Source organism: Erwinia sp. V90_4 (assembly GCF_029967685.1).
Classification (GTDB): domain Bacteria; phylum Pseudomonadota; class Gammaproteobacteria; order Enterobacterales; family Enterobacteriaceae; genus Erwinia; species Erwinia aphidicola.
Genome location: NZ_JASCAQ010000033.1, coordinates 14,020 through 39,242, shown reverse-complemented (window position 1 = coordinate 39,242; position 25,223 = coordinate 14,020). Strand labels below are relative to the sequence as shown.

Here is a 25,223-nt window from a genome sequence, read left to right as displayed (position 1 = left end):
GCGTGCATTAACCGCAGACTGCGGGCACATCCCGGCTTCTCACACTTAGAGGAACGAAATATGGCGAAGTTCAGATTAAGTACGAAAACCCTGCTGCTGTGCAGCCTGACCTGCGCGCTGCTCCCGGCGACGGCGCTGGCAAAGATTGAAGAGGGCAAACTGGTTATCTGGATCAACGGCGACAAGGGCTACAACGGTCTGGCGGAAGTCGGGAAGAAGTTTGAGCAGGATACCGGCATTAAGGTCTCGGTAGAGCACCCGGACAAGCTGGAAGAGAAGTATCCGCAGGTGGCGGCCACCGGGGACGGCCCGGACATTATCTTCTGGGCGCATGACCGCTTTGGCGGCTACGCGCAGTCCGGCCTGCTGGCGGAGGTGTCGCCGGATAAAGCCTTCCAGGACAAGCTCTACCCCTTCACCTGGGACGCGGTACGTTTTAACGGTAAGCTGATTGGCTACCCGATTGCTGCCGAAGCGCTGTCGCTGATCTACAACAAAGACCTGCTGCCCGAGCCGCCAAAAAGTTGGGAAGCGATCCCGGCGCTCGACAAGCAGCTGCGCGCCAAAGGCAAAAGCGCCATCATGTTTAACCTGCAGGAACCCTATTTCACCTGGCCACTCACCGCCGCTGACGGTGGCTACGCCTTCAAGAAAAAACCTGACGGCAGCTATGACCTGAAGGATGTTGGCGTGGCGAACAAAGGCTCGCAGGAGGGCTTACAGTTCCTCGTCGATCTGATTAAAAACAAACACCTGAATGCCGATACCGACTTTGCCATTGCCGAAGCCGCCTTTAACAAGGGCGAAACGGCGATGACCATCAACGGCCCGTGGGCGTGGGGCAATATCGACAGCGCCAAAATCAACTACGGCGTTACCCTGCTGCCGACCTTTAAAGGCCAGCCGTCGAAACCGTTTGTTGGCGTGCTGAGCGCGGGCATCAACGCCGCCAGTCCGAACAAAGAGCTGGCGAAAGAGTTTATCGAAAACTATCTGCTGACCGATGACGGGCTGGCGAAAGTTAACGCCGATAAGCCGCTGGGTGCCGTGGCGCTGAAGTCGATGCAGGAAAAGCTGGCGCAGGATCCGAAAATCGCCGCCACCATGGCCAACTCGCAGAAGGGTGAAATCATGCCGAACGTGCCGCAGATGAGCGCCTTCTGGTATGCCGAGCGCACGGCGGTGCTGAATGCGATTAATGGCCGTCAGACGGTGGATGCCGCGCTGAAAGACGCGCAGACGCGCATCACCAAATAACCCACCGGATAAGGAATCTCGTATGGTGAAGCCAGCCGGACAGAACGCCCTGAAGTGGCTTGTTATCAGCCTGTTTGCCATTTTCACCGGTTATCTGGTGGTGCTGATGTATGCGCAGGGCGAAACGCTGTTTGCCGCCCTGACGCTGATTGTGCTCAGCACCGGGCTGGTGATTTTCGCCCAGCGCCGCGCCAGCGCCTGGCGCTATGTGTATCCGGGGCTGGCGGGCATGGCGCTGTTCGTCCTGTTCCCGCTGGCGGCCACCATTGCCATTGCCTTTACCAACTACAGCAGCACCAACCAGCTGACCTTTGAACGGGCGCAGACGGTGCTGCTGGACCGTCAGTACCAGGCCGGGGAGCACTACAGCTTCAGCCTGTGGCCGGCGGGCAATCAGTGGATTTTACAGCTCAGCGACGACAATCAGCAGCGTTTCCTCTCTGCGCCGTTCTCGTTCGATGAGCAGAAAGACCTGTCTCTGACGCTGCAAGCGCAGAGCAGCAACCCTCCGGGCGAGCGAGCCATGCTGCGCGTGGTGACGCAGAACCGCCAGGCACTGGCGCGCATCAGCGCCACGCTGCCGGACGGCAGCCGCCTGCGCATGAGTTCACTGCGCCAGTTTTCCGCCAGCCAGCCGCTCTACAAGCTGGGCAGCGCGGGTGAGCTGACCAATCAGCAGAACGGCACGGTTTACTGGCCGAACGACGCCAGCGGGTTTTATCAGGCAAAAGACGCCGCGCAGCAGTGGAGCGGCGAGCGTCTCAGCCCGGGCTATACCGTGCCGATCGGCTGGAAAAACTTCCTGCGGGTGATGACCGACGATGGCATTCAGAAACCGTTCCTGGCGATCTTCGTCTGGACCGTGGTGTTCTCACTGCTGACGGTTCTGCTGACCACCGCCGTGGGCATGGTGCTGGCCTGCCTGATGCAGTGGGAAGCACTGCGCGGCCGCGCCACCTATCGCCTGCTGCTGATCCTGCCGTATGCGGTCCCGGCGTTTATCTCGATTCTGATCTTCAAAGGGTTGTTCAACCAGAGCTTCGGCGAGATCAATATCATGCTGCAAAGCCTGCTGGGGATAAAACCGGCCTGGTTTAGCGACCCGACGCTGGCGCGCGGCATGCTGGTGATCGTCAATACCTGGCTTGGCTATCCGTACATGATGATTCTGTGCATGGGGCTGCTGAAGGCGATCCCGGACGATCTCTATGAGGCCTCAGCGCTCGACGGCGCCACGCCAGGGCAGAACTTCTTCCGCATCACGCTACCGCTGCTGCTCAAGCCGCTGACGCCGCTGATGATTGCCAGCTTCGCCTTTAACTTTAATAACTTTGTGCTGATCCAGCTGCTGACCAACGGCGGCCCGGACCGGCTTGGCACCACCACTCCGGCGGGCTATACCGACCTGCTGGTGAGCTACACCTGGCGCATCGCCTTTGAGGGCGGCGGCGGGCAGGACTTTGGCCTGGCGGCGGCGATTGCCACGCTGATCTTCCTGTTAGTTGGCGGGCTGGCGGTGCTGAACCTGAAAGCCACGCGTATGAAAATCGAGTGAGGTAGATATGGCTGTCGTGCAACCTAAATCGCAAAAGCTGCGGCTGCTGCTGACCCACCTGCTGCTGCTGGCGTTTGTCGCGGTGATTATGTATCCGCTGCTGATGGTGATCGCCATTTCGCTGCGCCCCGGCAACTATGCGATTGGCTCGCTGCTGCCGGAGCATATTTCCTGGGATCACTGGAAGCTGGCGCTCGGCTTTGCGGTGACGCATGAGAACGGCAGCGTGACGCCGCCGCCGTTCCCGGTGCTGCTGTGGCTGTGGAATTCGGTGAAGGTCGCGGCGATCACCGCCGTCGGCATCGTCGCCCTCTCCACCACCTGCGCTTATGCCTTTGCCCGCATGCGCTTTCGCGGCAAAGCCAGCCTGCTGAAGGGGATGCTGATTTTCCAGATGTTCCCGGCGGTGCTGTCGCTGGTGGCGCTGTATGCGCTGTTTGACCGCCTTGGCCAGTATCTGCCATTTATCGGGCTGAATACCCATGCCGGGCTGATCTTCGCCTATCTGGGCGGTATCGCGCTGCATGTCTGGACGATTAAGGGCTATTTCGAAACGATCGATGGCTCGCTGGAAGAAGCAGCGGCGCTGGACGGTGCCACGCCGTGGCAGGCGTTCCGTCTGATCCTGCTGCCGCTGTCGGTGCCGATTCTGGCGGTGGTGTTTATTCTGTCGTTTATTGCTGCCGTTACCGAAGTGCCGGTCGCCTCGCTGCTGCTGCGCGATGTTAACAGCTACACGCTGGCGGTCGGCATGCAGCAGTATCTGAATCCGCAGAACTATCTGTGGGGCGATTTTGCCGCGGCGGCGGTGCTGTCGGCGCTGCCGATTACGCTGGTGTTTATTGTCGCCCAGCGCTGGCTGGTCAATGGCCTGACGGCGGGCGGCGTAAAGGGTTAATTCGATTTTGTTGTTGCCACTGCGAGAGTGCTTAGCGTTACCCTGTGTCTTCAGGCGATCTTCGGATCGCCTGTTTTTTTATTCGCGCTTCAGCCGGTTGCTGTTCGCCAGCCACAGCGTGACCACTAAGATCAGGATGGCTATGGAATAGGCCAGGGTGTCGAACGGGTTTTTATGGTCGACGATAATCAGGCGGATAATCGCGGTGATGCCGATATAAACAAAGTAGCGCAGCGGGAAGTGGTAGCCCGACTGGAAGTATTTAATGATCAGGGCGATAAACTCGAAGTAAAGGAAGTAGATAACGATGCCTTCAATCAGCAGATACGACGAGGTCTGCTCGCCGGTGTTGAGCAGCACATTGCCGAGGTGGATGGTCTCTTTGCCGAGGAAGATGATCAGGATACAGGCCAGCACGATCAGGCCGGTGTTTAATACCATTTGCAGGGCAAAGGCCAGCCGGGTGGCGGGCGTGTTACGGTCTTGGGAAGTCATCTCGGGTGCCTCAAAGTCATTGTTATCCGTCGGGAATGCCGACGGATACAATATGCTTGAGCGTGACGCAGATCACAACATTTCGATTGGGCAAAGGCATTTTACAGGATGTGACACGTAGGGGCTGACCCTCCTTTTCGGTCAGCCCGTCAAACCGGGGCGACCAGAAGAGAAGGTCGCCCCCGACATCAAGCGGGTGGTTAACGGTAGTTGGCGTCGCGGTCGGTGGTCATATCGTACAGCTGGTACTTACGGCCCAGCATCTGACCGCCATCGCGCGTCAGCGGCGTCCAGTTAACCTGCGCACGGCCACGGGTTGGCGACACGCTGAACACATCCATCGGCACCGAAATATAGAAGCCTTTGGTGAAGTCACCCTCGCCGTACTCCTCCGCCGAGACGTTGGTTTTGGTAGCGTAAGCGCCAACGATAATGCCGCTGTCGAAGCGCTTCGACACGTCGACCGTCACGCCTTTATCTTCCGCCAGGTACTGCCCGACGCTGGCTTTCACCAGCACGTTGCGCATAAACCACGGCTGCCAGTAACCGGTAATGTTGCCCACCTTCGCCGTATAGTCGGTGAACTGCATCATATTGTCCCAGTCACGCTGCTTGACGTAATTGGCATCGACGCCCACCGCCCAGCTGGCATCCAGCGGACGATACAGCACTTCCCCACCCACGCCGCCGTACATGGTCTCCAGATAGCCGCCGTACAGCTGACCGTAGAAACCGTTGCCCAGCTCGCGCATGTAGTTGGCCTGCAGGTTATTCACATAGACGTTGTTTTCCACGTAGTCGCGAATGTGGGTACGCACGCGCGGCAGCGAGGAGTCGGACGGGGCGCCGTTGTAGTTAAACTTGTCGTAGTTGTTGGTCAGGTTGCCGAACAGGCTGCCGTCCAGCAGCAGGTGGTCGGTCAGCCAGAAGCTGGCATTGGCCATCACCCCCACCTGGTACAGATAAAAACTTTCCGGGCCGCCTACCGACTGGTTAAGCACCGGCGACAGGCTGTAGTTGAGACGGTCGCCGTCAATGCGGAAGCCCTGCTCGGTATGGCCCAGCCTGACCGGATTTACCCGCTGCTGCTGTAGCGTCTCTTCACGCCCGAGCGGATAGCCTGCCAGCTGGCGTTGCAGGCTGCCGACGTTGGTTTCGGTAGTAACCTGCGGCATGTTGCTGCGCGTCTGGGTGACGCGCAGCGTCTCAATACCTGACGGCAGATGATTGGCGAGGATCACGTTGGCGCGATCGACGCCGCGCTGGGTATCGCGATATTTATACTGTTCGCCGGTGACGGTCATGGTGCTGCCATCCACCTGAATATTCGGCGCGTTAAGCCCGGCATTGTACTTCAGGTCGGTCAGCTGGCTGGCGGTCACCGTCGGGTCGAGGAAGCGATCCTGCGGCTGCGGATTGTACTCCGGCTTCGGCGTGTCGCGCTGGTTTTGATGCAGGTCGTTGAAGTTGGTGCGCAGGGTAAAGCCCGCCATAAAGGTGTTGCCACGCTCATAGCTGACGTTGACGTCTGCCCAGTCGGTGAGGCGGTAAATTGCCCCGACGTTGAACTTGCTCTTCTGCTCCAGACGACCGGCAAAATCATCCTGGTAGTCGTTGCCTTCGTACTCCATTTTCAGGCGCAGCGGCTGCCACGGGGTCTGGTATTCGATGCCGCCAAACAGCGCCGTCGGGCCTTTGAACATATCGCTGCCGCTGACCGAACCGGCGGTGCCGTTGCCTTCAGTGCGGTAGCAGTATTTTTCACTGGCGGAGCAGAACGGGTTCTTGATGGTGCCGCTGTTACCGATGTAGCCCCAGCCGAGGCCAAGGGTGAAATCAAACGGTCCCCAGGCTTTGGTCGCCACCAGGTATTCACTGTCGAACAGCCCGGTACCGCCGAGATCGCGCGAGCCCACCGAGACTTCCGGCAGCCAGAAGCCCTCTTCCCACAGCCGCAGCTTGAGGTCGAACGCTTTATCTTTATAGGTCTGATCCCCCGAGAAGCTCGACACCGCGCTGTACTCGCGGGTTTTTACGTCGGTGTAGCGGATGGTGGCTTCCAGCCACGGGAACAGCTGCACCGAGGAGGAGTAGAAATGGTACTGGTCGTTGTAGCGATAGTTAAGGCTGAACTCGCCCTCTTTTGCCATACGCGCGGTCGGCACCTGCATCAGGCCCACGCCGCCGAAGTCGGACTGGGAGGGGCCGATCGGGTCGGGCCAGGTGGCCGCCTGCGCCTGGCAGGCACAGGCGACGGAAAATGACAGCAGGCTGAGAAGATAACGTTTTTTCATCAGTCAGGGATCCGGTGCGTCAAAACAGAAACGATCTGCTGGTTGAGATCGGCATAGGCGCTCGGCAGCGTCCAGGAGGAGAAGCCAACAAAGATGATGCTACCCGGCTGCGGCTCGTAGTGACGTCGATTCCAGTAAGCCACGGGCACCTCGCTCACGTCACCCGCCGGGGAGATCACCTGCGCGGTGTTGCGCTCGCCGCCGCTCATGCGTGGATGAGCATCGAGGTAATCCACCACGGATCGCCCGGCCGCCCACGGCGTATTGCCCGCCTTCTCCACCACTCCGGCCAGCGTCACCGAGGAGGGTTTTTCCAGGGTATAAACGCTGTACTCGCCCTGCAGCGTGCGGTTAGCCTCTGGCCGTAAGCGCACCCAGTCCGGGTCGAGATTGACTCTCTGCCGTCCTGTCACTTTTAGCGCCGCGATCTGCTGACGCACGTTGTCCACGATGGCCGCCTGTTCGCCGTCACCGTCACTGTTCAATTCGTCGCGCCACGCCTGCAGGCGCGCCATCAGCAACTGCTGCTGCTGTACTGCCACCGCCGTAGCCAGCTTTTCGCTTATCACCGTGCCGGGCCACCAGGTTTTCTGCTGGAGTACCGGGCTGGTGACCAGTTGAGCGAGATTTTCGGCGTGGACGATCGCCACCGGTACCGTTTGCCCGGGATAAAATACCGTGACCTGGCTATCCGCCACAGCCTGCAGCGACAGCGATGCCACTATCCCTGCGAGAAGAGTTGTTAGGGTTTTTTTCATGATTTCGCAGGCTTCAGGATAGTGAATTCAACCGGGATAGTGTCCGCACCCAGCATCTGCCGGGCCTGACGGACCTGCCCGCTGGTGGTATCAATCCAGAACGTATTGCGCCAGGCGTGGCCGTCGTCGGCGCTGACCTCTTCCTGCCACACGCGGCACGCCACCGGCTCACCGGCCAGCTGCAGCACCTCATCCTTCAGGCGGGTAAAGCGGGATGTCGCGCTGCCGGCGCGCGGCTGGCCGTTTTCCGTCCAGCTCATCGCCCGTGCCCAGCTGGCCCCATCGCTAAGATGCAGCGCATCACGCAGCGGGTCGTTAGCCAGATTACTGACGTCATTGAGGTTATCGGCCATGCCCAGCGTTTTCACCAGACGACCATGCTGGGTCACCAGCATCGCCCGATCGCGGGTGATCCACTTCTGCTGGCCGTTCTCGTTGAAGCCGAGCACCACGAAGATTTGCTGGCCGTCATTGACGCGCAAATACATGCTGGCGTAGGGCAAACTATCGATTTGTTGGTTAGTCATCTGGATGTCGTCAGCGCCGAGAAATGCCAGCTTGACGGTTTCACCCAATCCTTTTTGCGTTTGAGTACAGGCCTGAAGCAGCAGGCAGAGGATCAGCAGTGGAAGGTTTCGCACCTGTGTGTGTCCCTGAGCAAAGTAGAACAAGGCTGAAAATAACCACACAAGCGTGTGGTTATGATTAATTTTTTGTACTTAGCGGGTGGTGCTTGTGGTCGTGGTGGTCGTGGTTCCGGTATTGGAACCATTACCACCGCTGCTCGCGGCCAGCGCAATACCGGCCAGAGCGCCAGCAGCACCAATACCAACGGCAGTGGTTACACCGGCCGACATCGCACCGGCTTCAGCACCGGCAGCTGCACCGGTCTCTGTCGCTGATGCGCCAGCTGCTTCTGCGGCAAACGCGCCCGAAGCACTCGCTAAGTACACTATGGCTGCAGTAGCCCATAAGACTTTTTTCATCACACTTTCCCTTCATTAAATGAATGGATACCAGGGCCTGGATGGCACCTGGCGACACCAGTATGAGGAATAAATTATCAGAAAGCAGCGGGCCATCCGGCGCGGAAAGAGATGGTGTAAAACACTGGTAAATGGCGGGAAAGTTGCGGTTAAGGCAGATATTTATCTACATAAGTGCCTTAAACGGAGATTAATACCAATATTTAATTTAAATCTGGCGCCACAGGCTAAAAATCCCAGCCAGATGAAATATTAATGACATGACGGTAGCAAATGGCATTATCTTTGTAATAATCCATTTAAAAACATGAAGATAATCACAGAGAATGACCGAGTTTAGCCCCTGTAAACAGCGGCCAGATTCAGAATTTTCTGCCGCAAAATCGGGCGATTTTGCGCAATTTTAGGAATATGCCCATCTCAAAAACGCAAACTTTACTCATCTTTGGGGGGGTTTTACGGCGAGATGACGGTGGGATTATCGCTGACAGGGGGCTGCCCGGCTGTCAACCAGTACCAGCAAATACCATAAAATAAAAAACCCCCAGTAAATGGGGGTTCGGCAATATTGTGCAGGCCATCGGAACGGGTCGACCGAAAAAATGGTCTTCATTATGGCCGGTGCAGGCCATCGGAACGGGTCGACCGGAAAAAATGGTCGACCCCTACGGTTCACGGGTATGCGGATTTGTAGGGTTCAGGCACGCCTGACCCAGGGCGAGGCACACCTCGCCCCTTCGAGGGAGAATTAACGCCAGGACTTATAGCGGTTAATCAGGCCATTGGTAGAGCTGTCGTGGCTGGTGACGTTATCCGCGCCGGAGAGTTCCGGCAGGATGCGGTTAGCCAGCTGTTTGCCCAGCTCAACGCCCCACTGATCGAAGGTAAAGATGTTGAGAATTGCGCCCTGAGTGAAGATCTTATGCTCATATAGCGCAATCAGCGCGCCGAGGCTGAACGGCGTGATATCACGCAGCAGGATGGAGTTGGTCGGGCGGTTACCTTCAAACACTTTGAACGGCACCACGTGCTCGACGGACTGCGCATCTTTTCCGGCATCGGCAAACTCTTTCTCTACCACGTCACGCGCTTTACCAAACGCCAGCGCTTCGGTCTGGGCAAAGAAGTTCGACAGCAGCTTGCTGTGATGATCGCCCAGCTTGTTGTGGGTGTTCGCCGGAGCAATAAAGTCGCAAGGGATAAGCTTAGTGCCCTGGTGGATCAGCTGGTAGAACGCATGCTGGCCGTTAGTGCCCGGCTCGCCCCAGATAATCGGACCCGTTTCGTAAGTTACCGGCGTGCCGTTACGGTCAACGTACTTGCCGTTGGACTCCATGTTGCCCTGCTGGAAATAGGCGGCAAAGCGGTGCATATACTGGTCGTACGGCAGGATCGCTTCGGTTTCAGCACCAAAGAAGTTGTTGTACCAGATGCCGATCAGCGCCAGCAGCACCGGCAGGTTTTTCTCTTCCGGCGTGTCGGCAAAGTGGCGGTCCATCGCGTGCGCGCCGCTCAGCAGCTTCTCAAAGTTGCTGAAACCGATAGACAGGATGATCGACAGGCCAATCGCCGACCACAGTGAGTAGCGGCCGCCGACCCAGTCCCAGAACTCGAACATGTTGTCAGTATCAATCCCGAACTCGCTGACCGCCTTAGCGTTGGTCGACAGCGCGGCAAAGTGCTTCGCCACGTCTTCCTGTTCACCGGAGGTCAGGAACCAGTCACGCGCGCTGTGGGCGTTGGTCATGGTCTCCTGAGTGGTGAAGGTTTTCGAGGCCACGAGGAACAGCGTGGTTTCCGGGTTCAGCGTTTTCAGCGTTTCGGCAATATGGGTGCCGTCGACGTTGGAAACGAAGTGCATATTCAGGTGGTTCTTATATGGACGCAGTGCTTCGGTGACCATAAACGGACCGAGGTCGGAGCCGCCGATACCAATGTTCACCACGTCAGTGATGGCTTTGCCGGTGTAGCCTTTCCAGTCGCCGCTGATAATGCGCTCGGAGAAGCCTTTCATCTTTTCCAGCACCGCGTTGACTTCCGGCATCACATCTTTGCCATCAACCATGATCGGGGTGTTGCTGCGGTTGCGCAGCGCCACGTGCAGCACTGCACGATCTTCAGTGCGGTTGATCTTCTCGCCGGAGAACATCGACTTGATCGCGCCCTGCAGGTCGGTCTCTTTCGCCAGCGCTTGCAGCTTGTCGAGGGTTTCCTGGGTGATGCGGTTTTTGGAAAAATCCACCAGCATCTGGTCGTCAAAAGTGGCGGAGAATTTAGCAAACCGGTCGGCATCTTGCGCGAACAGGTCGGCAATCTGCACATCTTTCATCTGTTCAAAATGCTGCTGCAGTGCCTGCCAGGCAGCGGTTTGTGTCGGATTGATATTTTTCATAGCAACACACTCTTTTTATTTAAGAACCGTCATTCAGATCGGACGACATGTTACCCGTTAAGGAGCAGGCTCTTTCCTTTTCCTGCAACAGGTATCAGCAATCATCCCATCGCGATTTTGCACTCGGCGGGTGAGGATCGTGCCCACCAGGGGTTTCAGTATGACTATTCATACCCTGTTAAGGAAAAAAATTATAGCCTGGGGCGTGCTTATAAGAATTGACGCTTATGGTCTAAACGGTGATTTAGCTGACAAAAGTGATAAGCACGAGTGATACCAGCGCGGTCATAACAAAAATGAATAATCCTCAGCCGACAAGCGTTGACAGGGGAGGCATAACCCGATATTTCTAGTCCGCAACTTATGCACCACGTGCGTAAGCCAGAAGAGGCGCGTCGCCCAGGTAGTGTGTTGGAGGAGCCGTATCCGGTGAAGACACATCAGGGGGAAGCGACGCCGAGGTACCAACCACGCGGAGTGGGGCGTATCGACCACAGGGGCTGAATCCTCTGGGTTGTCACCAGCAACGTCCGGTAGTCGGGCGGCGAGGTGGGGCGCTTCTGGGTAAATCGTCGCTTTATGCTTCGGCTTCCCCTCATCTGCCCTTCCCTTGTGCCAAGCTGATGGAATAAATCCTGACACGAAGGTAGTCATCGTAATGTCTCAAAACCTGATCGTAGCGAAATTTGGCGGCACCAGCGTAGCCGACTTCCACGCTATGAACCGCAGCGCCGATGTCGTGCTGTCTAACCCCGACGTTCGTCTGGTGGTCCTTTCCGCGTCTGCGGGTGTCACTAATCTGTTGGTCTCTCTGGCTGAAGGCCAGCCGCAGGAGCAGCGCGCTTACCTGCTGGATGAGATCCGCCGCATTCAGTACGCCATTATCGATTCGCTTAACCAGCCAGCGGTGATCCGCGAAGAAATCGACCGCATGCTGGATAACATCACCATGCTGTCCGAAGCGGCGGCACTGGCCAATTCCACCGCACTGACCGACGAACTGGTCAGCCACGGTGAGCTGATGTCCACCCTGCTGTTTGTTGAGATCCTGCGCCAGCGCGAAGCTGCCGCAGAGTGGTTCGACGTGCGCAAAGTGATGCGCACCGACGACCACTTTGGTCGCGCCGCGCCGGAGGTGGCGACGCTCGCCGAGCTGGCTAGCGTGCAGCTGCAGCCGCGCATTGCGGAAGCGCTGATTGTGACTCAGGGCTTTATTGGCAGCGAAGCGAAGGGCCGCACCACCACGTTGGGCCGCGGCGGCAGCGATTATACCGCTGCGCTGTTGGGCGAAGCGCTGAATGCTGCGCGCATTGATATCTGGACCGATGTGCCGGGTATCTACACCACCGATCCCCGCGTGGTGCCGGCGGCGAAGCGCATTGATGTGATTACCTTCGAAGAAGCCGCCGAAATGGCGACCTTCGGTGCCAAAGTGCTGCACCCGGCGACTCTGCTGCCTGCGGTACGCCGTGATATTCCGGTGTTTGTCGGCTCCAGTAAGGACCCGGCTGCGGGCGGCACTATCGTCTGCAACAAAACCGAGAACCCGCCGCTGTTCCGCGCGCTGGCTCTGCGCCGCAAGCAGACACTGCTGACGCTGCACAGCCTGAGCATGCTGCACACGCACGGCTTCCTGGCTGAACTGTTCAGCATCCTGGCGCGCCATCAGATTTCTGTCGACCTGATCACCACCTCCGAAGTGAGCGTGGCGCTGACGCTGGACACCACCGGCTCGACCTCTACCGGCGACAGCCTGCTTTCACAGGCGCTGCTCACCGAGCTTTCCTCACTTTGCCGCGTTGAGGTTGAAGAGAACCTGGCGCTGATCGCGATTATCGGCAACAAGCTGTCGCAGGCGTGTGGCGTGGGTAAAGAGGTGTTTGGCGTGCTCGACCCGTTCAATCTGCGCATGATCTGCTATGGCGCCAGCAGCTATAACCTCTGCTTCCTGGTACCGGGTAACGATGCCGAGAAGGTGGTTCAGACGCTGCACCGAAATTTATTCGAGTAACACTCAAACCGGGCCTGGCCCGGTTTTTTTTTGCCCGCATCAGACAGGCCTTAGACGCGGATCTCCTTAAGCATCATTAATCGGTCCAGTTTGAGTTAGGTGATTAAAATATCTTGATAACCCGCCCCCTGAAGCCACTCAATTTGTTCATTTCCTCGTCTAAAATGCAATTGATCGACGAATATACTGTTGCAGTTGTGAATAATCCCGCATTTAAACTAATCATATTGTGAGGGTTGTGATGCAGAAATTTATGGCAGAATTTTTCGGGACGTTTGTACTGGTGTTTGGCGGTTGTGGTAGTGCGGTGCTGGCGGCTGCCTTTCCCGAACTGGGGATTGGTTTTGTCGGGGTGGCGATAGCGTTTGGCCTGACGGTGCTGACCATGGCGTATGCCGTCGGGCATATCTCCGGCGGGCACTTTAATCCGGCGGTCTCCATCGGGCTGTGGGTGGGTGGCCGCTTTGAAGCACGACTGCTGCTGCCCTATATCATTGCCCAACTGGTCGGCGGGCTGGCGGCAGGTGCGGTGCTGTATGCCATTGCCAGCGGCAAGGCAGGCTTTGACGTAATGGGCGGCGGCTTTGCTTCTAACGGTTACGGGGCGCACTCGCCGGGCAACTATTCGCTACTGGCCTGTGCGTTAATCGAAGTGGTCCTTACCGCCGTGTTCCTGATTGTTATTCACGGTGCGACCGATAAACGCGCGCCTGCCGGTTTTGCCCCGCTAGCCATTGGTCTGGCGTTAACCCTAATCCATCTGATCAGCATCCCGGTTACCAATACCTCGGTCAATCCGGCGCGCAGCACCGCCGTGGCGCTATTCCAGGGAAGCTGGGCCATCGACCAGCTGTGGCTGTTCTGGGTGATGCCGATTGTTGGCGCGATCCTTGGTGGCCTGATCTATCGTTTTTTACTGCAAGCGAAAGCCTAAGAACGCTGTGCTGCCTGAACCCCACTCCGGTGGGGTTTTCTGCTTTATTTTCGCCCGATCTCGCTGCCTTTTCACCCCGTTTTTAATGCTATGATCCTGCCTTCGTTGTCCTGTGCTATGGCAAATATTCACGCTTATTCAAAAACTCTAATAAGGATTTCCGGCTATGCTCGCCACCATTACCCGACTGTTTCCCCTCTGGGCAGTCCTGCTCTCTGTCGCCGCATATTACACCCCCACCACCTTTACCGGGATTGGCCCATACGTCACCTACCTGCTGATGCTGATTATGTTCGGCATGGGCGTGACGCTGAACATCGATGACTTTAAGCGCGTGCTGACCCGTCCGGCGCCGGTGATTGCCGGGACATTTCTGCATTATCTGGTGATGCCGCTGGCCGCGTGGGGCCTGGCTAAGCTGTTCAATATGCCGCCGGACCTCTCCGCCGGCATGATTCTGGTCGGCAGCGTCGCCAGCGGCACCGCATCGAACGTGATGATCTATCTGGCTAAGGGTGATGTCGCGCTGTCAGTGACCATCTCTTCCGTCTCCGCGCTGGTTGGCGTATTTGCCACCCCGCTGCTGACCAAGCTGTACGTTGATACCCATATTCAGGTCGATGTCGTCGGCATGCTGCTGAGCATTGTGAAAATTGTGGTGGTGCCGATCGGCCTTGGCTTGATTATCCATCACACCCTGAACGGCGTGGTAAAGCGCGTCGAGCCGTATCTGCCGGCATTTTCGATGGTGTGTATTTTGCTGATCATCAGCGCGGTGGTGGCAGGCAGCCAGGGCTTTATCGGTTCCGTTGGCCTGATGGTGATTGTCGCGGTGATGCTGCATAACGCGATTGGACTGCTGGGCGGTTACTGGGGCGGCAAGCTGTTTGGCTTCGACGAATCTACCTGCCGCACGCTGGCGCTGGAAGTGGGGATGCAGAACTCCGGCCTGGCGGCAACGCTCGGCAAGCTGTACTTCTCCCCGCTCGCCGCCCTGCCGGGTGCGCTGTTCTCGGTGTGGCACAACCTGTCCGGTTCGCTGCTGGCCGGTTACTGGTCCGGTAAGCCGATTAAGAAAAAGTAACCTGCCTGCACCGGTGTGGCTGCGGCTATGACTGCGGGTCAGGCATGCCTGACCCCTACCAACACCGGCAAAATGACGCAGGGATCGGGCATGCCCGACCCGTACCAACACCGGCAAAATGACGTAGGGGTCGGGCATGCCCGACCCGTTGCGGTCAACCTCACTCAATCCTCATCTTTATCATCATCCGGCTGTTCCAGCACGCTGTAGGCCACCGCGCAGAACAGTGAGTTCAGGCGCTTCATGTCGCCCAGCAGGCCGAGGTGCAGCGAGCTGGTTTCGATACTCTGAACGTTATGCTGATGCAGGCGATCGACATGCGAGTGCGAATAGCGGCGGTTGGTGATGCGGAAACGGTGCTTCGAGCGGCGCAGGCGCCTGGCACTGGTGATATCACGCGATAAAAACACCGACAGGCTGAGGCGCAAATTGTTAGTTAACAGCTCCAGCTGCGCATCCAGCTCTTTCATGCCCTCCTGCGAAAACGCCCGGCGCGCTGCCAGCGATTTATCAGCCACGTCACCGCTCATGCGCTCCAGAATATCGCCCGCCATTTCCAGGTTCAGCGCCATCTCAATCGTTTCCGCCCAGCGCCGTGAATCCTCTTCCGGGAGATCTTCCTTCGGCATCTGCGCCAGGTAGAGCTTGATGGCGGTGTACAGCACGTCAACATCGTCATCCAGCTTACGGATTTCGCGATCCTCACGCAGTTCGCCATGTACCACCTTGCTGAAGGTGGTGAGCATCTGCTCCAGCACATCGCCCATGCGCAGGGTTTCACGCGCGGCATTCGCCAGCGCCAGCGCCGGGGTATCGAGCGAGCCGGGATCAAGATGGCGCGGCTTCAGGCGCAGGTCGGTTTCGGTATCGTCCCCAATCAGCCGCTTGCACAGCCCGGCCATCGGTTCGGCAAACGGCACCATAATGACGCAGCGGATCAGGTTGTAAAAAACGTGGAAGAAGATAACAAGCTCTTCGTCGTTGACCGGCAGCTTTTCCAGCAGCGCCGCCAGCGGATCGATAAACGGCAGCACCAGCAGCGAGCCGATAAATTTAAACAGCAGGCTGCCCAGCGCCACGCGCTTTCCGGCGGCGTTCGACGCACTGTTATTCAGCATCGCCAGCAGGCCGCTGCCGAGGTTCGCCCCGATGACCAGGCACAGCGCCACCTTAAAGGAGATCACCCCGGTGGCGGTCAGCGTCGCGGTCAGCAGCACCGCGGCCAGACTGGAGTAGCTGATAATGGCGAACAGCGCGCCGATCAGCGAGTCGAGCATCACGTCGCCGGTCAGTGAGGAAAACAGCACCTTCACGCCAGCCGCCTGGGTGATCGGCGTGGCGGCGGCAACAATCAGCTGGAGCGCCAGCAGGATCAGCCCCAGCCCGATGCTGGCTCGCCCCAGCTGACCGGCGCGGGTCTGCTTGCGCCCGAGGAAAAACACCACGCCAAAGAAGATAAACAGCGGCGACAGCCAGGAGAGATCAAAGGTCAGAATACGCGCCATCAGCGCCGTACCCACATCCGCACCCAGGATAATCACCAGCGCAGGCGTTAGCCCGACCAGCTCCTGCGCGACAAACGACGTAACCAGCATGGTGGTGGCATTACTGCTCTGTACCAGCGCGGTGACGCCAATTCCGGCAAGGAACGCCATCGGTTTTTTCGCCACGCTGCGGCTCAGAACCCGGCGCAGATCGGCACCGTAAACGCGCATAATGCCGGTGCGGACAATATGGGTTCCCCACACCAGCAGCGCCACGGCAGACAGAAGATTTAACAAGGTTAACACAAAGTACACTCCCCTTAGAGTCAACAGCGTAAGGTGGCCGTAGGTAGTGAACTAAGTGTAATCCTATTTTAAATCATAGAGATAATTTTATTCAGGAAGAAAAATGTGTGCAACCCTCCCATACCAGCACAGCTAACCTTAAAAAAATAATTATTTAGATAAAAATATCGAACTTTAGTTTAAACGTTAATTTTGCGATAAAAAAATTCCATAAAAAAAGCATCGCGATATTTAAATTCATTTTATGGGATTATATCCACAAACTCTCACCCCTCGCATCATGTCCTTATTTCATTTTTTTAAAAAGAACGTAGAATTCATGACGAAAATCACCCTAAACAACTTCAGGGTGTTAAATAGAATTTGTCATACGATCAATCAGCAAAGGTAAGGATTACCATGAAATTAACTCTAGCTTCATTATTGGTGGCTTCTGCGGGCCTGTTTTCCCTGCAGGCAATGGCCATAGACGGCACGATTGAATTTACCGGAAAAATTAACGACAGCACCTGTTCGGTTGGCGTGAGCGATGGTAATTCCAATGCAACTATTGATATGGGTGAAGTGCAGGCCAACAGCCTGAGCGCAATGAATAAAACCGCAGGCGGGGCAACGTTCACTCTGCAGATTCAGGATTCTGCAGAAACGGGTGGCAACTGCGACCTGACCGGTAAAACCGGTACCGTGCGTTTTGTTCCGATGAGCGGTACCGCTGGCGACAAACAGCAGTATCTGGCGGTGAAAGCGGGCGGCGCACAAAACGTGGCTATCCGTATTCTCGACCAGAACAATAACGTGGTGACAGTTGGTACGGATACAGCCACCGCCTACGATTTAACAAAGCCCATTAGCTTTACAGCTGACTATATTGCCCTGGGCCAGGCAACTGCCGGTGATGCTGGCGCGAAAGCAGGTTTCGTTATCAACTACAAATAACCCATGATAAAACTATGCCTGAATAATTATTATTCGGGCATTTTCACCTGCCCGTAGCTCTTCGCTTATTCCTAATACATTGCTATAAATAACCCACGGAATAATGGATGTTGACGAAAAATAAATTTATTCACAGCATTTTTGCCCTGATGCTGTTAGCCATTTTCGCATTACCAGCCACGGCAGCGGTAATGATCAATAAAACCCGCATTATCTATAATGCGAAAGATAAAAGCGCCAGCGCGACGCTGAGCAATATTACTAAAGATAATTATGCCGTACAGGTCTGGGTTAACGGTGCCAGCGATCGCAGTGATGAACAGGTTCCGTTTATTGCGACTCCAGCGCTGACGCGCGTTGGTCCTGGCGAAGACCAGATAGTTAAAATTATCGCGCTGTCGGCCTCTTCTTTACCCGTCGACCGGGAATCCGTGTTTTATTTTAATGCGCAGGAGATCCCGGCCCTGAATAAAAATCGCTCAGAGAACAAGCTTACCATCGCCGTGCGCACGCGCATCAAGCTGTTCTACCGCCCGACGGGACTGCCCGGTACAGCGGAAGGGGCCATCAGCCAGATTGGCTGGCAGCGCGTGGATCGCGACGGTAAGTCCTGGCTGCGAGCCACCAATAACACGCCGTGGCACATTTCATTTTCGACCATAAACTTTGTTCACGGTGGACGGACATCAACAGTTAACGATGCGGAGATGCTGGCCCCGTTCAGCCATCAGGATTACCTCCTGCCGGGCCACGATATACGTCAGCAGGGTAAGGTCAGTTTTACCACCATTAACGACTACGGTGGTATTAAGCAGCAGCCGGATATTTTACTGCACTAACAAAACGGAAGAATAGAGACAATGATGTCGCCAGTTTTTCGATACTCTGTCATGGCGCTTGCGATCTGCCTCGCCACGAAGGCAGGCTGCGCGGCCGACGACGACAGCTTTGATCAGGATTTTATGAGCCTGCCAGCTTCAGGTCTGGATATTAACACTGTCTTAAATCAAAAAAGCCTGCCGCCGGGCAACTACCCGGTTTCCCTGGTGATTAACAAGCAGGGCTATGGCCAGCAGTCGCTGGAATTTAAGCTGGTTGGGGATGCGCTGGTGCCGTGCGTTCCCGTCAGCCTGCTGCGTGAAGCCGGCGTCAGGGAGAGCGCGTTAGCGTCAGCAGACGGTGCATCGTGCATCAACGTCAGCCGCACTATTGAACACGCCAGCGTCGCTTTCAACAGTAAAAAACTGACGCTGCACATCATGATCCCGCAGGAAAATCTGGACCAGACGGCGCAGGGGTATATCGACCCGAAAAAGTGGGATGCGGGCATTCCCGCGCTGATCCTTAATTATAATGCTTCCGGCGCGCGCAGCGTTCGCCACAGCCGCAGCACCACCACCTCAAATATATATCTTGAAGGCGGCATCAATCTGCTGGGCTTCCGGCTGCGCTCGTCGGCATCCTGGCGAAAAGGGGACAGCTGGCAGACCTATAACACCTATGTCGAGCGGGATCTGCCGGGAACGCTGGGTAACGTGCAGGCGGGTGAACTGTTTACCGGGGGCGATGTGCTGGACAGCGTCCCGTTCCGCGGCATTCAGGCTGGATCGGTGGTGCAGATGCTGCCAGATTCCTTACAGGGTTACTCCCCGGTAATTCGCGGCATGGCGAATACGCAGGCCAAAGTTGAGATTTTCCAGCACGGCTACGCGCTGTACACCACCTGGGTTGCACCTGGCCCGTTTGAGATTCGCGATCTGAACACGGCTTCCGGTAACGGCGATCTGGAAGTAGTCATCACCGAAGCGGATGGCACCCAGCGCCGCTTTACCCAGCCCTATGCCACGCTGGGCAACCTGCTGCGCCTTGGTACCTGGCGCTACAATATTGCCGCCGGTGAATACCGGGCGTCGAACGCATCCTACACGGTGAAACCGCGTTTCCTGCAGGCGTCCGGCGCGCTGGGGCTGCCGTATGACCTGACGCTGTCAAGCGGGCTGATCGTCAGCAATATGTATCAGACCGGCGTGCTGGGCATAGGCAAAAGCCTCGGCAGCCTGGGTGCGCTGGCGCTGGATATGTCGCAGTCACAAACCCGTTATCGTGAGCGCCAGCAATCCGGGCAGAGCTACAGCCTGCGCTACGGTAAAGCCTTTGATAACGGGACCGACCTGCGCTTTGCCGGCTACCGCTACTCCACCGAAGGCTATCGCACGTTTTCCGAAGCGGTCAGTGAGCGCAGCTTTATCCATCAGTATCACTACACGCCGGAAAGCCGGCGCAACCGGATTGAAGCCACCCTGACGCAGAATATTGGCGACTCCAGCTCGGTTTACCTGACGGGCAGCCAGCAGACCTGGTGGCACACGCCGCGTAAAACCCGCGAGCTTCAGCTCGGCTTTAACACGATGATCGACTGGATAAACCTCGGGATTTATGCCAGCCGCACCACGCAGAACGGTGGCTACAGCAAAGATCGGGAGACGCAGGTTTCGATGATGGTGTCGATTCCGCTTGGTCGGGCGTCGTTCAGCGCCACCCTCAGCCGCGATGCCAGCCACAGCTACAGTAAGAACCTGGGCCTCAGCGGCACCGCAGGCGAGAAGAACCAGTTTAACTACAACGTTAACCTGCGTAATCAGTCGCGGGGCAACGCCAGCAGCGACTACGCGGTGTCGGCTGGCTATCTGACCCCGTGGGCGCAGCTTAACGGCGGGGTCACGGCCGGTGAGGATTACCGCAGCGCCAATGCCGCGATCTCCGGCTCACTGCTGGCGCACGCGGGTGGTATTGAGCTGAGCCAGCGTTTAGGAGATACCGTGGGCCTGGTCAATGTGGATCGCACGCCGGACGTCTCGCTCCAGAACTCCCCCACCTCGGTGACTAACAGCCGGGGCTATGCACTGGTGCCCTATCTGCGCCCTTACCGCGCTAACCGCATCCTGTTGGATACGCGCAATGTGGATAACAGTGTGGATATTGATGGCAGCGTACAGCAGGTCTACCCCCGCCAGGGTGCGGTGGTTGAAGTCCACTACCGCGCCAGCAAAAACCAGCGCCTGCTGCTGCAGCTTACCCGTCCTGATGGCAGCTTCGTACCGTTTGGCGCCGCGGTGAAAGATACCTCAGGCAGGGAGCTGACGCTGGTAGGCCAGGCTGGCCAGGCGCTGATCAATCTGCAGCAGGAAGCTAAGCAGATGTCGGTAGACGTCAGCTGGGGCGCGCAATCCGACCAGCAGTGCCGCGCCGAGGTCAAGGCCAATGGCCTGCCGCAGGAAGATGGACTGATTATCACCACGGCGATTTGTCGTCACTAAGGGAAAATATGAGCTATCGGATGAAATGTTATGGCTTGATCGCGGCGGGCGTACTGTTATCCGTCAGTGCACCGGGCTTTGCTGGCTCGCTACCGGCTGACAAATGCTATTTTTATAAAAAAGATTCTTCAGGAAATTATGATTACACCGCAGGTAAGGTTACCGCTGAACGGACATGGGGAACCCGCACAATCCCACGTTCAGCGGCTGTCGGCAGTGAGGTTCTCGATGAAACCCAGCTGCTGTCACCCGAGAAATTCAAGGACTATGAGGGTCTGGTGTGCGGAAAATCTGCAACAATAACCGCAAAATATACCTCTGCCGCAGCCCCGGTGAGTGGACTGAATCCCCCTGCATTTCCCAACGCCGCCGGAAAAGTCTATCCCACCAATATCGCAGGCATTGGAATGATAACAAGATATAAAACAGGTGGTATGTCTAAAGGTCAATACTTCCCCATGACTCTTCCAATGACTACGGCCTCTGGTTTTACAGCAGGATTAGCATTGGGAGTGACATTAATAAAAACGGGTGATATTTCCCCCGGAACCCACGTCGTCACAGGCACTACTTCACTGAGCGCAGGGGGAGAAGTTTTCCAGACCTCTGATTTCAAGTTAAGCGTTTTTGTCGAAAACTGCGCCATTCCGAATAAGGGCGCCACCACTCAGGTCGTGATGGATGAAGCTTCCATCATCAACCTTAATCCCACCGGTCCGGCACAGCCATTCAGCATCCCGCTGACCAACTGCAGCACCGGGCCCGCCAGTGATAACATCGCTAAGGTCCTGTTCGACGGCATCGGGGGGTCAACCAATGCTGACGCCAGCAATGGCGTGCTGGGCCTGGATAAAAGTTCCAAAGCCAGCGGCATCGGCATTCAGTTACTGAAAGAAGATGGCGTCACGCCCTTTCCGCTCGGTACGGCAACGCTGGTCGGAGCGGTGGAAAAGGGGGATATGACGCTCAACTTCAACGCGCGCTATATCAAAACCAGCGCCAAACCGCAGCCCGGCAGCGCGAATGCCAAAGCCAGTTTCACCGTGAGTTATAAGTAGCCCCGCGATAAAAGGGCGGGTTACGCCACCTCGCACAGCGTCTGTTTGTTGATCAGCAGCCCGATGGAATGGCCCGCAGGACGCAGATCGTCTGGCGAATGGTTAAGCACATCGACCATCAGCTCAACATCGCGCGCTTTCACCCGGTAGCGGATAACGTTGCCCAGCAGGCTGTGGCTGAGGATTTCCGCTGGGATCCCCTCTTGCTGCGCGCAGAACAGCAGCGACTCAGGGCGGATCGCCACCTGGCTGTTGAAGCCAAGCCCGGTCAGGCGCGTTGCCTGTTCCGGCGTCAGCAGGTTGTAGTTACCGATAAACCCGGCGGCAAACAGATTCACCGGCTGGGTATACAGTGACTCGGCGCTGCCGTTCTGTACGATTTTGCCTTTGTTCATCAGCACGATGCGGTCTGACAGCGTCAGCGCCTCTTCCTGATCGTGAGTGACAAACAGCGTGGTGAGATTCAGCTCTTTCTGGATACGGCGGATCTGATCGCGCAGATGGCGGCGGATACGCGCGTCCAGTGCCGACAGCGGCTCATCCAGCAGCAGCAGGCGCGGGCGCGTCACCAGCGATCGCGCCAGCGCCACGCGCTGACACTGGCCGCCGGAGAGCTGATGCGGGTAGCGTTTTGCGTAGTCATTAAGCTCCACCAGCTCAAGCACCTCCGCCACCCGCCGCTGGATCTCCGCCCCGTCCAGCTTCTGCATTTTCAGGCCAAACGCCACGTTGCGCTCCACCGTCATATTCGGAAACAGCGCGTAGCTCTGAAACACCATGCCAAGGGTGCGCTGCTGCGGTGCCAGCGGCACAATGTCCTGCCCCTGCAGGATAATCTGCCCGCTGTCGACCGAAGTCAGCCCCGCCAGGCAGCGCAGCAGCGTCGATTTGCCGCAGCCGCTTGGGCCGAGCAGCGTGACGAACTCCCCCTCGCTGGCGCTGAACTCAATATCCTGAAAGATGGGGGTTGGACCGTAGCTTTTATTCAGTTGGGTAACGCTCAGATACGTCATGCTCAGCCTCTTTCACGGTTCAGGGTATTCGCCAGCCAGGTCACCAGCAGGACAACAAAGAAGTAGGAGATCACTAGCGCGCTGCTGAAGTGGCCGCTGCTGTTGCGCACGTTGTAGAGATACACCTGCAAGGTTTCAAACCGGGTGCCGACCAGCAGATTAGCGAAGACAAACTCGCCGATCAGGAAGGAGAAGGAGAGCAGCACCGCGATGGTCGCGCCTTTGCGCAGATTCGGCAGTACCACCAGCAGCGCCGCCTGCCAGGTGCTGGCACCCAGCAGATGTGCGGCGTCGATCAGCTCGCGCAGGTTGATCGCCTGCATATTGTTGGCGATGGCGCGGTAGATAAACGGCAGCGCGATGGTGAAGTAGCATCCCAGCAGGATCCACGGCGTACCGGTTAGCATCAGCGGCGGCGCGGAGTAGAGCTGCAGCAGCCCGACCGAAGAGACCACCGGTGGAATGGCGAACGGCAGCAGGATCAGGATGTTCATCACCGCATCGAGTTTTGGAAAGTAGTAAGCAATCACAAACATCGTCGGCAGCACCAGCAGCAGCGAGAGCAGCAGCGAGCCGAAGCAGATCAGTAGCGAATGCCAGAGCGCCGTCAGAAAGCGCGGGTCGCTCCACAGCTGGATCAGCCACTTTAAGGTAAAGCCATCAGGCACAATGGTTGCGCCCCAGCGGGTTGCCAGCGCATACAGCAACGTCGCCAGCAGCGGCAGGGCCAGAATGGCAAATACCAGCCAGACGACCACCCGATGATATAGGTATTCACTGCGCGACATAGTCAGCTCCCCTGCCGGACGTGCTGGTAGCTCTTACGCACCAGCCACTGGTGGATCACGGTGATCAGCGACATCAGCACCACCAGCAGCATCGCCAGCGCGCTGCCGAGGTTGGGGTCGAGCGAAATGTCGCCGGAAACCAGCGCGGCTATCCGCACCGGAATGACGTTAAAGTTGCCGGTGGTCAACGCGTAGATCGTGGCGTAAGCGCCCAGCGCGTTGGCCAGCAGAATGACAAAGGTGCCGATCAGCGCGGGCATCAGGATCGGCAGGCCGATATGCCACCAGTAGCGCGCGCGGCTGGCGCCGAGCAGCGCCGCCGACTCCTGCCAGTCCCTCTTCAGGCTGTCGAACGCCGGGTAAAGCAGCAGAATGCCAAGCGGGATCTGGAACCAGGTATACACCACAATCAGCCCGTCGCTGGAGTAGAGCTTGAAGCCCTGCATGATGTCGTATTTACCCATCAGCAGCGTCAGGCAGCCGTTTAGCCCCAGCAGGATCACGAAGGCAAACGCCAGCGGCACGCCGGCAAAGTTGCTGGTCATATTGGTAAATGACATCAGAAAACGGTGCAGCCTGCCGCCGCCGAGCTGGTGCAGCGAGTAGCCGCCGAACAGCGCGATAGCCAGGCCGTACACGCTCGACCAGAACGAGATATTGAGCGAGAAACGGATCGCCTGCTGGTAAAACGGCGAGGTGAGGATATCGCTGTAGTTGGCCCATCCCCAGGCCTCGTTGATATCGCTGTAGAAGCTGTTGATGGCGATCCACACCAGCGGCGCAATTTGAAAGGCGATAAAGAACAGCGCAAACGGCAGCAGGCACAGCAGCGCGAGCCATTTCCCTCTCATAGCGTGGGTTCCAGCAGGGCGGCGCAGTAGGGTTTATCGTGCTCAACGCCGAGGATCTGGCAGATTGTGCCGCACAGTTCGGTTTGCTGCGGCACGGCGTCCGCATTCATCGAAAAAGCGCTGCCGAAGACAAACAGCGGGACGTGAGTCTCTTCCGGCAATATTCCGCCATGGCTGCGATCGTCGTTCATACCGTGATCGGCGGTGACAATCACCTGATAACCCTGCTGCAGCCAGGCCGGCATCCAGTGCGACAGATAGCCGTCGGCCATGCGCGCCCGGTTGCGGTATTGCGCAGAGGAGAAGCCGTGCTGGTGCCCGGCATCGTCGATATTCATCGGGTGGATCAGCAAAAAGTCCGGCTGATAGCGCAGCCGCAGGCTCTCGGCATCTTCAAACAGATGCGAGTCCGGATAGCCATCATCAGAGTAGAAGTGCCCGAACTGGATCGGCAGCTCGGGCGCTTCAGTGTGACGGTCGCGCGCCGCAGAAAACGGCGTGCGGTTATACAGCTCGCTGACCCAGTGATAGGCCGCTGCAGCCGTGGTCAGCCCCGCCGCCCGCGCATAGTGAAACACGCTGCGCTGGTTGCTGAGGCGGCTGACGCCGTTGTGAATAATGCCGCTGTTCACCGGCGTGATGCCGGTGAGGATGCACTCATACAGCGGGCGCGAGAGCGAAGGCAGCTCGCAGATCATCCGGTAGCGCTGCCCGTGGCCCTGAGCGCACTCCGCCTGCAAATAGCCCATCGCGTGTTGCGCCACCTGAAAATTCAGGCCGTCCAGCACCACCAGAATGGTTTTCAT

General features: G+C 57.4%; 21 protein-coding genes and 1 riboswitch. Of the genes, 10 read left to right on the top strand and 11 right to left on the bottom strand.

Features of this window, described 5'->3' with window-relative positions; translation table 11 throughout:
* Positions 1 to 60 precede the first annotated feature (60 nt).
* From malE to malG, 3 genes are read left to right on the top strand one after another with little or no spacing between them, the layout of a single operon-like run.
* Positions 61 to 1,257 (top strand): maltose/maltodextrin ABC transporter substrate-binding protein MalE, encoded by a 1,197-nt coding sequence (malE, locus tag QLG07_RS02815; RefSeq protein WP_048917581.1) that lies wholly within the window; start codon positions 61 to 63, stop codon positions 1,255 to 1,257.
* 22 nt (positions 1,258 to 1,279) lie between these two features.
* Entirely contained in the window at positions 1,280 to 2,812 is a 1,533-nt protein-coding gene (malF, locus tag QLG07_RS02810) for a maltose ABC transporter permease MalF (RefSeq protein ID WP_282468427.1), read from the top strand.
* Positions 2,813 to 2,819: 7 nt separating this feature from the next.
* Positions 2,820 to 3,710 (top strand): maltose ABC transporter permease MalG, encoded by an 891-nt coding sequence (gene malG, locus QLG07_RS02805; protein ID WP_048917583.1) that lies wholly within the window; start codon positions 2,820 to 2,822, stop codon positions 3,708 to 3,710.
* Between the two features lie 78 nt (positions 3,711 to 3,788).
* Here the strand turns inward: malG and psiE are convergent, their stop codons facing one another.
* From psiE to pgi, 6 genes are all read right to left on the bottom strand, one after another.
* Positions 3,789 to 4,205: a phosphate-starvation-inducible protein PsiE gene (gene psiE / locus QLG07_RS02800; RefSeq protein ID WP_048917584.1), complete on the bottom strand. Its 417-nt coding sequence runs from the start codon at positions 4,203 to 4,205 to the stop codon at positions 3,789 to 3,791.
* Positions 4,206 to 4,405: 200 nt separating this feature from the next.
* Positions 4,406 to 6,499 carry a YjbH domain-containing protein gene (locus QLG07_RS02795; RefSeq protein ID WP_048917585.1) on the bottom strand — a complete coding sequence of 698 codons (2,094 nt, stop codon included), beginning with the start codon at positions 6,497 to 6,499 and terminating at the stop codon, positions 4,406 to 4,408.
* Positions 6,499 to 7,257: a capsule biosynthesis GfcC D2 domain-containing protein gene (locus QLG07_RS02790; protein ID WP_282468426.1), complete on the bottom strand. Its 759-nt coding sequence runs from the start codon at positions 7,255 to 7,257 to the stop codon at positions 6,499 to 6,501. The genes QLG07_RS02795 and QLG07_RS02790 overlap by 1 nt, the downstream gene beginning before the upstream one ends.
* Positions 7,254 to 7,898 (bottom strand): YjbF family lipoprotein, encoded by a 645-nt coding sequence (locus tag QLG07_RS02785; RefSeq protein WP_187498038.1) that lies wholly within the window; start codon positions 7,896 to 7,898, stop codon positions 7,254 to 7,256. The genes QLG07_RS02790 and QLG07_RS02785 overlap by 4 nt, the downstream gene beginning before the upstream one ends.
* Positions 7,899 to 7,976: 78 nt before the next feature.
* Positions 7,977 to 8,243 carry an exopolysaccharide production protein YjbE gene (gene yjbE, locus QLG07_RS02780; protein WP_048917588.1) on the bottom strand — a complete coding sequence of 89 codons (267 nt, stop codon included), beginning with the start codon at positions 8,241 to 8,243 and terminating at the stop codon, positions 7,977 to 7,979.
* A 748-nt stretch (positions 8,244 to 8,991) separates the two neighbouring features.
* On the bottom strand, positions 8,992 to 10,635 hold the full coding sequence (gene pgi, locus QLG07_RS02775) for a glucose-6-phosphate isomerase (RefSeq protein WP_048917593.1): 1,644 nt from the start codon (positions 10,633 to 10,635) through the stop codon (positions 8,992 to 8,994).
* Positions 10,636 to 11,012: 377 nt separating this feature from the next.
* Positions 11,013 to 11,203, top strand: a riboswitch (Lysine riboswitch).
* Positions 11,204 to 11,293: 90 nt separating this feature from the next.
* On the opposite strand from pgi, the gene lysC reads away from it, so the two are divergent.
* From lysC to panS, 3 genes are all read left to right on the top strand, one after another.
* Positions 11,294 to 12,646, top strand: a complete 1,353-nt coding sequence (gene lysC, locus QLG07_RS02770; RefSeq protein WP_048917594.1) for a lysine-sensitive aspartokinase 3 — start codon at positions 11,294 to 11,296, stop codon at positions 12,644 to 12,646.
* Positions 12,647 to 12,884: 238 nt separating this feature from the next.
* Entirely contained in the window at positions 12,885 to 13,580 is a 696-nt protein-coding gene (gene aqpZ, locus QLG07_RS02765; RefSeq protein WP_282468425.1) for an aquaporin Z, read from the top strand.
* A 166-nt stretch (positions 13,581 to 13,746) separates the two neighbouring features.
* Complete coding sequence (gene panS / locus QLG07_RS02760) at positions 13,747 to 14,664, top strand: ketopantoate/pantoate/pantothenate transporter PanS (RefSeq protein ID WP_282468424.1); 918 nt, start codon at positions 13,747 to 13,749, stop codon at positions 14,662 to 14,664.
* 164 nt (positions 14,665 to 14,828) lie between these two features.
* Here panS and QLG07_RS02755 read toward each other — a convergent pair whose 3' ends face one another.
* A complete protein-coding gene (locus tag QLG07_RS02755) occupies positions 14,829 to 16,454 on the bottom strand; it encodes a Na/Pi cotransporter family protein (RefSeq protein WP_282468423.1) in 1,626 nt (541 codons plus the stop codon).
* A 399-nt stretch (positions 16,455 to 16,853) separates the two neighbouring features.
* On the opposite strand from QLG07_RS02755, the gene QLG07_RS02750 reads away from it, so the two are divergent.
* The 4 genes from QLG07_RS02750 to QLG07_RS02735 all read left to right on the top strand — a co-directional run bounded on the left by QLG07_RS02750 (position 16,854) and on the right by QLG07_RS02735 (position 21,765).
* The gene (locus tag QLG07_RS02750; RefSeq protein ID WP_282468422.1) at positions 16,854 to 17,390 is read left to right on the top strand and encodes a fimbrial protein; all 537 of its coding nucleotides are present in this window, start codon (positions 16,854 to 16,856) and stop codon (positions 17,388 to 17,390) included.
* A gap of 107 nt (positions 17,391 to 17,497) precedes the next feature.
* The gene (locus tag QLG07_RS02745; RefSeq protein ID WP_282468421.1) at positions 17,498 to 18,229 is read left to right on the top strand and encodes a molecular chaperone; all 732 of its coding nucleotides are present in this window, start codon (positions 17,498 to 17,500) and stop codon (positions 18,227 to 18,229) included.
* Positions 18,230 to 18,250: 21 nt separating this feature from the next.
* Complete coding sequence (locus QLG07_RS02740; protein WP_348994603.1) at positions 18,251 to 20,707, top strand: fimbria/pilus outer membrane usher protein; 2,457 nt, start codon at positions 18,251 to 18,253, stop codon at positions 20,705 to 20,707.
* 8 nt (positions 20,708 to 20,715) lie between these two features.
* Positions 20,716 to 21,765, top strand: a complete 1,050-nt coding sequence (locus tag QLG07_RS02735) for a fimbrial protein (protein ID WP_282468419.1) — start codon at positions 20,716 to 20,718, stop codon at positions 21,763 to 21,765.
* A gap of 20 nt (positions 21,766 to 21,785) precedes the next feature.
* On the opposite strand, the gene QLG07_RS02730 is transcribed toward QLG07_RS02735, so the two are convergent.
* From QLG07_RS02730 to QLG07_RS02715, 4 genes are read right to left on the bottom strand one after another with little or no spacing between them, the layout of a single operon-like run.
* Positions 21,786 to 22,778, bottom strand: coding sequence for an ABC transporter ATP-binding protein (locus tag QLG07_RS02730; protein ID WP_282468418.1), 993 nt, complete (start codon positions 22,776 to 22,778; stop codon positions 21,786 to 21,788).
* Positions 22,779 to 22,780: 2 nt separating this feature from the next.
* The gene (locus QLG07_RS02725; protein WP_048917598.1) at positions 22,781 to 23,566 is read right to left on the bottom strand and encodes an ABC transporter permease subunit; all 786 of its coding nucleotides are present in this window, start codon (positions 23,564 to 23,566) and stop codon (positions 22,781 to 22,783) included.
* A 2-nt stretch (positions 23,567 to 23,568) separates the two neighbouring features.
* Complete coding sequence (locus QLG07_RS02720; protein WP_048917599.1) at positions 23,569 to 24,417, bottom strand: ABC transporter permease subunit; 849 nt, start codon at positions 24,415 to 24,417, stop codon at positions 23,569 to 23,571.
* Positions 24,414 to 25,223 carry an alkaline phosphatase family protein gene (locus QLG07_RS02715; protein WP_048917600.1) on the bottom strand — a complete coding sequence of 270 codons (810 nt, stop codon included), beginning with the start codon at positions 25,221 to 25,223 and terminating at the stop codon, positions 24,414 to 24,416. Before QLG07_RS02715 ends, QLG07_RS02720 begins: the two co-directional genes overlap by 4 nt.

What these genes read in the sequence shown, in the direction of transcription:
- malF (WP_282468427.1), top strand. Translation starts at nt 1,280, where the DNA reads ATGGTGAAGCCAGCCGGACAGAACGCCCTGAAGTGGCTTGTTATCAGC.
- malE (WP_048917581.1), top strand. Translation starts at nt 61, where the DNA reads ATGGCGAAGTTCAGATTAAGTACGAAAACCCTGCTGCTGTGCAGCCTG.
- QLG07_RS02725 (WP_048917598.1), bottom strand. Translation starts at nt 23,566, where the DNA reads ATGTCGCGCAGTGAATACCTATATCATCGGGTGGTCGTCTGGCTGGTA.
- QLG07_RS02720 (WP_048917599.1), bottom strand. Translation starts at nt 24,417, where the DNA reads ATGAGAGGGAAATGGCTCGCGCTGCTGTGCCTGCTGCCGTTTGCGCTG.
- QLG07_RS02795 (WP_048917585.1), bottom strand. Translation starts at nt 6,499, where the DNA reads ATGAAAAAACGTTATCTTCTCAGCCTGCTGTCATTTTCCGTCGCCTGT.
- yjbE (WP_048917588.1), bottom strand. Translation starts at nt 8,243, where the DNA reads ATGAAAAAAGTCTTATGGGCTACTGCAGCCATAGTGTACTTAGCGAGT.
- QLG07_RS02745 (WP_282468421.1), top strand. Translation starts at nt 17,498, where the DNA reads ATGTTGACGAAAAATAAATTTATTCACAGCATTTTTGCCCTGATGCTG.
- QLG07_RS02735 (WP_282468419.1), top strand. Translation starts at nt 20,716, where the DNA reads ATGAGCTATCGGATGAAATGTTATGGCTTGATCGCGGCGGGCGTACTG.
- QLG07_RS02715 (WP_048917600.1), bottom strand. Translation starts at nt 25,223, where the DNA reads ATGAAAACCATTCTGGTGGTGCTGGACGGCCTGAATTTTCAGGTGGCG.
- QLG07_RS02730 (WP_282468418.1), bottom strand. Translation starts at nt 22,778, where the DNA reads ATGACGTATCTGAGCGTTACCCAACTGAATAAAAGCTACGGTCCAACC.
- QLG07_RS02790 (WP_282468426.1), bottom strand. Translation starts at nt 7,257, where the DNA reads ATGAAAAAAACCCTAACAACTCTTCTCGCAGGGATAGTGGCATCGCTG.
- QLG07_RS02750 (WP_282468422.1), top strand. Translation starts at nt 16,854, where the DNA reads ATGAAATTAACTCTAGCTTCATTATTGGTGGCTTCTGCGGGCCTGTTT.
- pgi (WP_048917593.1), bottom strand. Translation starts at nt 10,635, where the DNA reads ATGAAAAATATCAATCCGACACAAACCGCTGCCTGGCAGGCACTGCAG.
- panS (WP_282468424.1), top strand. Translation starts at nt 13,747, where the DNA reads ATGCTCGCCACCATTACCCGACTGTTTCCCCTCTGGGCAGTCCTGCTC.
- malG (WP_048917583.1), top strand. Translation starts at nt 2,820, where the DNA reads ATGGCTGTCGTGCAACCTAAATCGCAAAAGCTGCGGCTGCTGCTGACC.
- QLG07_RS02740 (WP_348994603.1), top strand. Translation starts at nt 18,251, where the DNA reads ATGATGTCGCCAGTTTTTCGATACTCTGTCATGGCGCTTGCGATCTGC.
- lysC (WP_048917594.1), top strand. Translation starts at nt 11,294, where the DNA reads ATGTCTCAAAACCTGATCGTAGCGAAATTTGGCGGCACCAGCGTAGCC.
- psiE (WP_048917584.1), bottom strand. Translation starts at nt 4,205, where the DNA reads ATGACTTCCCAAGACCGTAACACGCCCGCCACCCGGCTGGCCTTTGCC.